The sequence below is a fragment of the Enterobacter cloacae complex sp. 2022EL-00788 genome, from assembly GCF_026627565.1.
Taxonomy (GTDB): Bacteria; Pseudomonadota; Gammaproteobacteria; order Enterobacterales; family Enterobacteriaceae; genus Enterobacter; species Enterobacter pasteurii.
On sequence record NZ_JAPNMC010000007.1, the window covers coordinates 291,615 to 298,055 of the forward strand.

A 6,441-nucleotide genomic window follows, 5' to 3' on the forward strand; every position below is an offset into this window, starting at 1 on the left:
TCAGGCCGGCTCGTAGGTGAAGTAGTCGAAGTCCGCGTGGCAGCCGTCGCCGCTGATGTCCTCGCAGTGCAGCCCCACAAACGCGCCGGTGAAGAAGCCGCGCCCGCCGATGTAGTCGTCCGACAGCTTCCACGCCTCATACGTTACCGGCACGGCGTGCCACGTCTCGCCGTCGAACGAGTAGCTGTAGCGGTAAACCAGCGTATCCACGTCCACCCGCAGCCAGACGCTCTCCGCACTCTCCGGCACCGGAATCGGCTGCTCGTGCAGCGGCCACGACGGCACGTTGTGGTCGAGCTGAATCACCTTGATGGTTCTCCCCTGCCCCTCCTCGTAGTCCACAAAGCAGTAGCTCCAGTTTTTGCTGTTGTAGTAGCAGGTCAGCCCCGCGCTCTGCTGGAAGTGAACCGGCGAGAACTGCATCCGCGTTTCGGAGCGGAAGGCGAAGTGCTGCCAGCGGCGCGCCACGGTCGACTGGGTAAAGGTCGAGTTGAGCGAGTCGTTGCCGTAGAGCCGTAAATAGCCCGGGCGCGCGGTGAGCGAGCCGAGGGTGTCGTCGAACGGAACGCGCAGGGTCTGCAGCTCCGGGTCAAGCGTGCTGCCGTCAAAATCCTCCCGCCAGCCGTTCTGAACGGTAGCGGGCTGTTCCACCACCTGCGGACATTTCACTGTCAGCTGCGCGTGCCTGCCGCCTTCCACGTACGGCCAGCCGTCGCGCCACTCAATGCGGGCGATGCCGGTCTCGCGCCCCAGCGGACAGTAGCCGCGCCCGCCGGAGGCCAGCAGCGGCACGCCGGGCAGGCGCAGCGGGCGGCTGGTGAGGTAGGCCATGTACCATTCACCCGTATGGGTCTGCAGCAGCGAGCCGTGGCCGCTCTTCTGCAGCGGGTTCTCCGGCAGGTGCCAGCTGGTCATCATCGTCACGTCCGGGTGCAGCTCGTACGGCCCGTCGATGTTTTTGGAACGCAGCACCACGACGGCGTGCTCGTAGCTGGTGCCGCCCTCGGCGACCATCAGGTAGTACCATCCCGCGTGGCGATAGAGGTGCGCGCCCTCGGTGTAGCAGAGCGGCGTGCCGGTAAACAGGGTTTTGCGCTCCGGCGAGAGGGTGCCGGTCTGCGGATCAAACTCCTGCATCACGATGGTGTTGTGCGGGTTGCTGTGGTGGCGCGGCCCCCACGGCCGGTAGAGGTAGTACTTGCGGCCATCGTCGTCGTGGAACAGGGACGGGTCAAACCCGCCGTTGCCCATCGGGATCGGCTCGCTCCACGGGCCCTCGATGGAGGGCGCGGTGACGAGGAAGTTGCGGCCGTTTTTCCACGGCGAGTCGACAATCTTCACGTCGGTGTAGAGCAGCCAGAATCTGCCGTCGGCGTAGCTCAGGCACGGCGCCCAGATGCCGCCGGAGTCCGGGTTGCCCTTCATGTCCAGCATCGACACGCGGTCCAGCGGGGTGCTGACCAGCGACCAGTTTTTCAGGTCGCGGGAGTGATAGATGCGCACGCCCGGGAACCACTCGAAGGTCGAGGTGGCGATGTAGTAGTCCTCGCCCTGGCGGCAGAGGGACGGGTCCGGGTTGAAGCCGGTGAGTATTGGGTTGGTGATTTCCATATTGCCTCCGGTTAATGGGATGCGGCTGTCGCAGCGTCGGGAACGGCCTCGCCCTGCGCCGCGCGGTGCCTGATCAGCTGCTGGCTGATGGCCTCCACGCGGGCATCGGTGAGCTTGTAGAACGACAGCATGATGAACATGCCCGCGTAGAGCACCACCGGCACCACGCAGAACAGAATTTTGATGGTGGTAAGCACCTCGACCGGCTGCACGCTGCTGCTGGCGGAGTAGTTGACGTACGCGAGGATCCAGCCCACCACCGCCCCGCCAATCGCCAGGCCAATCTTCAGGCTGAACAGGTAGGTGGAGAACACCAGCCCGTCGAGGCGGCGCCCGCTGCGGCTCTCCTCGTAGTCCACCACGTCAGAGGCCATCAGCCACTGCAGCGGCGTGGTGGTGTTAAAGACGAACAGGAACAGGATGTTGAGGGCGAAAATCAGGGCAATATGCTCCGCCGGGGTGACGAAAATCAGCAGGCTGATCAGCGAGTAGGCGACGATGATCCACTTGAAGGCGGTGACGCGGTCGAAGCGGCCCAGCAGGCGTGAGGAGCAGAGCGAGCCGAACATGGTGGCGAGGCTGCCGTAGAGTAAAAACTGGGTCGCCATCTCCGGGTGATCCATCACGTATTTGACGAAGTAGAGCGTCGCCCCGCCGCGCACCACGTTGGAGCAGGTCGCCATCATCTTGAACGCGCACATGATCCGCCACTGGCCGTTGCCCAGCAGCAGCTTAAGGTCTTTCGCCACCGACGAGCCCGGCTGTACCTCAAAGGTGTAGCGCTCTTTGGTGGTAAAGAAGCAGACGTAGAGCAGCACCACGCCGCTCAGGCCCAGCACGCACATGGCACCGAAATAGCCCACCTGCTCGTTCCCTTTACCGATGATGCTGACCAGCGGCAGCGCGATGCCGCTGATGGCGAGCGAGCCCGCCGCCGCCAGGAAGAAGCGCCAGGACTGCAGGGCGTGACGCTCTTTCGGGTCGGCGGTAATGACGCCCGGCATGGCGCAGTACGGAACGTTAACGAAGGTGTAGACCAGGGTCAGGAGAATGTAGGTCACGCAGGCGTAGACGATCTTGCCCTGCGCGGAGAAGTCCGGCGTGTAGAAGGTCAGCACGCAGACGATGCCGAACGGGATGGCGCCCCACAGCAGGAACGGGCGGAACTGGCCGTGCCGCGTGCGGGTGCGGTCCACCAGCAGCCCCATCAGCGGGTCGGTGACGGCGTCGAGCACGCGGGAGACCAAAAACAGCGTGCCCATAATCCCCGCCGACAGGCCGAAGACATCGGTGTAGAAGTAAGCCAGCAGGAACATCGTGGCCTGCCAGACGAAGCCGCAGGCGGTGTCACCCAGCCCGTAGCCAATTTTGTCCTTCATGGTTAATTGCGTCATCAGAATTACACCCTTATGTAGTGTGCTGAATTACAACATCGTGTAGGAGGAGTGTAATGAGCTGTTCAATTAACCAGCAATGGTCATATCTTATTTCTGAATTACGTTATTTTGCTTTTGTGACGCCAACGATATATCTCAACTTATTGTTTATATTGAAAAATAACAGAGACAAAAAAGCCGCCCGCGGAATATTTTCCGCAGACGGTTTTATCTCAAAAAATAATTAAATGCCGAGCGCTTTTTTACCGGCGTTAATTACCTCGATAATTTTATCGGTGTCATAAATACAGCCTTTCCAGGTGCCGCCGCTCACCGACTGCAGCGCCGCCCACAGCCGGGTATCGTCCGGCAAAAAGTCGTGGGCGTGCAGGTCCGGGTGCGTCTGCCTTACTGCCAGCTCGCGCGCGCCCTCTTCCGGCGTCAGCGGGTTGTCCGCGGTGCCGATGAAGTTCACGCTGCCCGTCAGGGTCAGGCGATCCACGGCAATCTCAATGATGTCGTTATCGCGCAGCTTGCCAATCGGCCCGCCCGCCAGCGCCTCCGGCGACACGTGGCCGAAGCAGGCGCCCGTCGACACGCCCGAGAAGCGCGCATCGGTGATTAACGACACCGTCTTGCCCCACGAGATGTGTTTGAGCGCGGAGGTGAGCTGATAGGTCTCTTCCATGCCGGTGCCGGACGGCCCGCCGCCGATCGCCACCATGATATCGCCCTGCTTAATCTCTTCCCGCTTGATGGCCTTGATCGCCTGCGCTTCCGAGACAAACACCCTCGCCCGGCCCGTATGGCGGTAAACGCCATCGTCATCCACCACCGACGGGTCGATGGCCGTGGCCTTGATCACCGATCCTTCCGGCGCGATGTTGCCCGTCGGGAAGCAGACCGTCGAGGTCAGCCCTCTCGCTTTTGCTTTCTCCGGCGGGAGGATCACGTCGTCCGGATCCACGCCGTCCTGCTCGCGCAGGCACTGGCGGAAGCGCGCCCGGCGCTCGGACACCTGCCACCAGTCGAGGTTCTCGCCCACCGTCTGGCCGGTGACGGTCATGGCGTCCAGGTGCAGCAGGCCGAGATCGCGCAGGTGGAGCATCACCTCCGGCACGCCGCCCGCGAGGAACGCGCGCACGGTCGGGTGGTAGTCCGGGCCGTTGGGCAGCACGCTCACCAGGCGCGGCACCCTGCGGTTGACGCGCGTCCAGTGCTCAACGTCCGGGATCGTGCAGCCCGCCGCGTGGGCGATGGCCGGGATGTGCAGCAGTAGATTGGTGGAGCCGCCGAACGCCGCGTGGATCACCATCGCGTTTTCGATGGCTTTGTCGGTGAGGATATCGCGCGTGGCGATGCCGCGGTTATCCAGCTCGCTCACCGCCCGCGCCGACTGGCGGGCGATCTCCAGCCACACCGCCTGCCCGGACGGTGCCAGCGCGGAGTGCGGCAGCGCCAGGCCCAGCGCTTCGGCCACCACCTGCGAGGTTCCCGCCGTGCCGAGGAACTGACACCCGCCGCCCGGCGACGCGCAGGCGCGACAGCCCAGCTCGGCGGCCTCCTGCAATGAAAGTTCGTGGTTGGCAAAGCGCGCGCCGATGGTCTGCACCTTGCCCGCGTCTTCCCCCACGGTCGGCGGCAGCGTCGCCCCGCCCGGCACCAGAATGGTCGGCAGGTCGTGCATTGCGGCCAGGGCAATCATGGTGGCGGGCAGCCCTTTATCGCAGGTCGCCACGCCGATCACCGCCCGGCGCGTTGGCAGGGAGCGGATCAGGCGACGAAACACGATCGCCGCGTCGTTGCGGTACGGCAGGGAGTCGAACATCCCGTGCGTGCCCTGCGAGCGCCCGTCGCACGGATCGCTGACGAAGGCCGCAAACGGGATCCCGCCGTTGCGCGTGATCTCCTTCGCCGCCGCCTGCATCTGCATGCCGATCTCCCAGTGCCCGGTGTGGTAGCCCAGCGCAACCGGGCGTCCGTCTCCGGCGCGGATGCCGCCCTGGGTGCCGATAATCAGCACCTCTTTGCCGGTCAGCCTGTTGGCGTCCCAGCCCATCCCGGCGTTCTGGGTCATGCCGAACAGGTTGCCGCTGGGGGATTCCATCAGCATCTGCGGGGTCAGCGGCAGCGCGCCCTGCGGCCCCGCCGCGTGGGTGATCACCGCATAAAACGCATCGTCCTGCGGGGTGTAAATGTTCTCGATGGTCATGGTTATCGTCCGGCTCAGCAGAGCTTGAGCTGTTGCAGCAGGGTTTTCAGCTGCGCCTTACGCGGCTCGTCCAGCGCGGAGGCGGGCGGCAGCACGTGGGTAGAAACCGGGCGGCCGCAAAGCACTATCGCCTCTTTAATGACGTTCACAAACGGCGTATCCAGCTGATACATCTGCGGTATTTGCAGTAAGGTCTGATGATACTCAGCCGCTTTCGCCACGTCTTTATCCCGCCAGGCTTTCAGAAGATTCACCGACACCTGCGGGGCAAAGTTGCCGCTGGCCGAGATCGCCCCGTCGCCGCCGAGCAGCAGGGTATTAAACAGATGATCGTCGTAGCCGCACAGCACGGTGAAGTGCGGATGGGCGGCTTTGACGGTGTGGATCATGCTGCGCAGGTGGGCCACGGAGTCGATGGTGTCTTTAATGCCGACGATGTTGCTGCGCGAGTCGGCCAGGGTTTTGACCAGCGACGGCGTCAGATCTTGCCCGGTCAGCGCCGGGAAGTTATAGAGCATCACCGGCAGCGTGACGCTGTCGGCAACCTGCTCGAAGTAGCGGATCAGGTTCGCTTCCGACACCTTCCAGTAGTAGGGGTTAATCACCACGATGCCGTCGGCGCCAGCCTGCTGCGCGTGCTGGCTCAGTTCAATGGTTTCACGGGCGTTGGTGCCACCGGTGCCGATCAGCACCGGCACACGGCGATCGACGTGATCGATAGCAAAGCGGGCAATGGTTTTACGCTCTTCGGCGCTGAGCTGGGAGAACTCACCGCCGCTGCCCAGGAAGAAAAGGCCGTCAACGCCTGCCGCGATCAGATCGTCGATCAGCGCGGCGGTGCCCGGCTTATCAAGCTGGCCATCGGCGGTAAAAATGGTGGAGACAGGGGGAATGATTCCCGTGAACAACGCGGACTGCGGCATGAGATCTCCTTGCTGAATCATTTTGTTCTACATTATAGAACAGCGTTCATTAATTTAACGATCATACTATGACGCAGAAAAAGCACAGGTAAATGAGAAGGGAAGAGGGAGTGCGGGAAGTTTAAGCTGGATCACATATTAGAGGGTGCGGTCTGGTGCCCTCACCCTGACCCTCTCCCACAGGGCTGAGGGTTCCCCAGAAAAATGAAAAGCACGATGAAGTGTGATCTACTGGTTGCGCTAACAAATCAGAAGAGACCTCATCGTGCCTTTACAGACAGTCTGCCAGAAATTTTTCTCCGCGTCTTTACCGGACATT

At 62.7% G+C, this 6,441-nt stretch carries 4 protein-coding genes; all 4 read right to left on the reverse strand.

All coding sequences use genetic code 11. The annotated features are described in order from the left end of the window. Window positions 1-1,611 carry a glycoside hydrolase family 43 protein gene (locus tag OWK27_RS13785; RefSeq protein ID WP_267590597.1) on the reverse strand — a complete coding sequence of 537 codons (1,611 nt, stop codon included), beginning with the start codon at window positions 1,609-1,611 and terminating at the stop codon, window positions 1-3. 11 nt (window positions 1,612-1,622) lie between these two features. Next, window positions 1,623-3,005: an MFS transporter gene (locus OWK27_RS13790; protein ID WP_176608846.1), complete on the reverse strand. Its 1,383-nt coding sequence runs from the start codon at window positions 3,003-3,005 to the stop codon at window positions 1,623-1,625. A gap of 226 nt (window positions 3,006-3,231) precedes the next feature. After that, entirely contained in the window at window positions 3,232-5,199 is a 1,968-nt protein-coding gene (yagF, locus tag OWK27_RS13795) for a xylonate dehydratase YagF (RefSeq protein WP_267590598.1), read from the reverse strand. Window positions 5,200-5,213: 14 nt separating this feature from the next. Continuing rightward, a complete protein-coding gene (gene yagE / locus OWK27_RS13800) occupies window positions 5,214-6,122 on the reverse strand; it encodes a 2-keto-3-deoxygluconate aldolase (RefSeq protein ID WP_267590599.1) in 909 nt (302 codons plus the stop codon). Window positions 6,123-6,441 lie beyond the last annotated feature (319 nt).

Bases quoted from the DNA above. Each gene is read 5' to 3' on its own strand.
- OWK27_RS13785 (WP_267590597.1), bottom strand. From the start codon at position 1,611: ATGGAAATCACCAACCCAATACTCACCGGCTTCAACCCGGACCCGTCC.
- OWK27_RS13790 (WP_176608846.1), bottom strand. From the start codon at position 3,005: ATGACGCAATTAACCATGAAGGACAAAATTGGCTACGGGCTGGGTGAC.
- yagF (WP_267590598.1), bottom strand. From the start codon at position 5,199: ATGACCATCGAGAACATTTACACCCCGCAGGACGATGCGTTTTATGCG.
- yagE (WP_267590599.1), bottom strand. From the start codon at position 6,122: ATGCCGCAGTCCGCGTTGTTCACGGGAATCATTCCCCCTGTCTCCACC.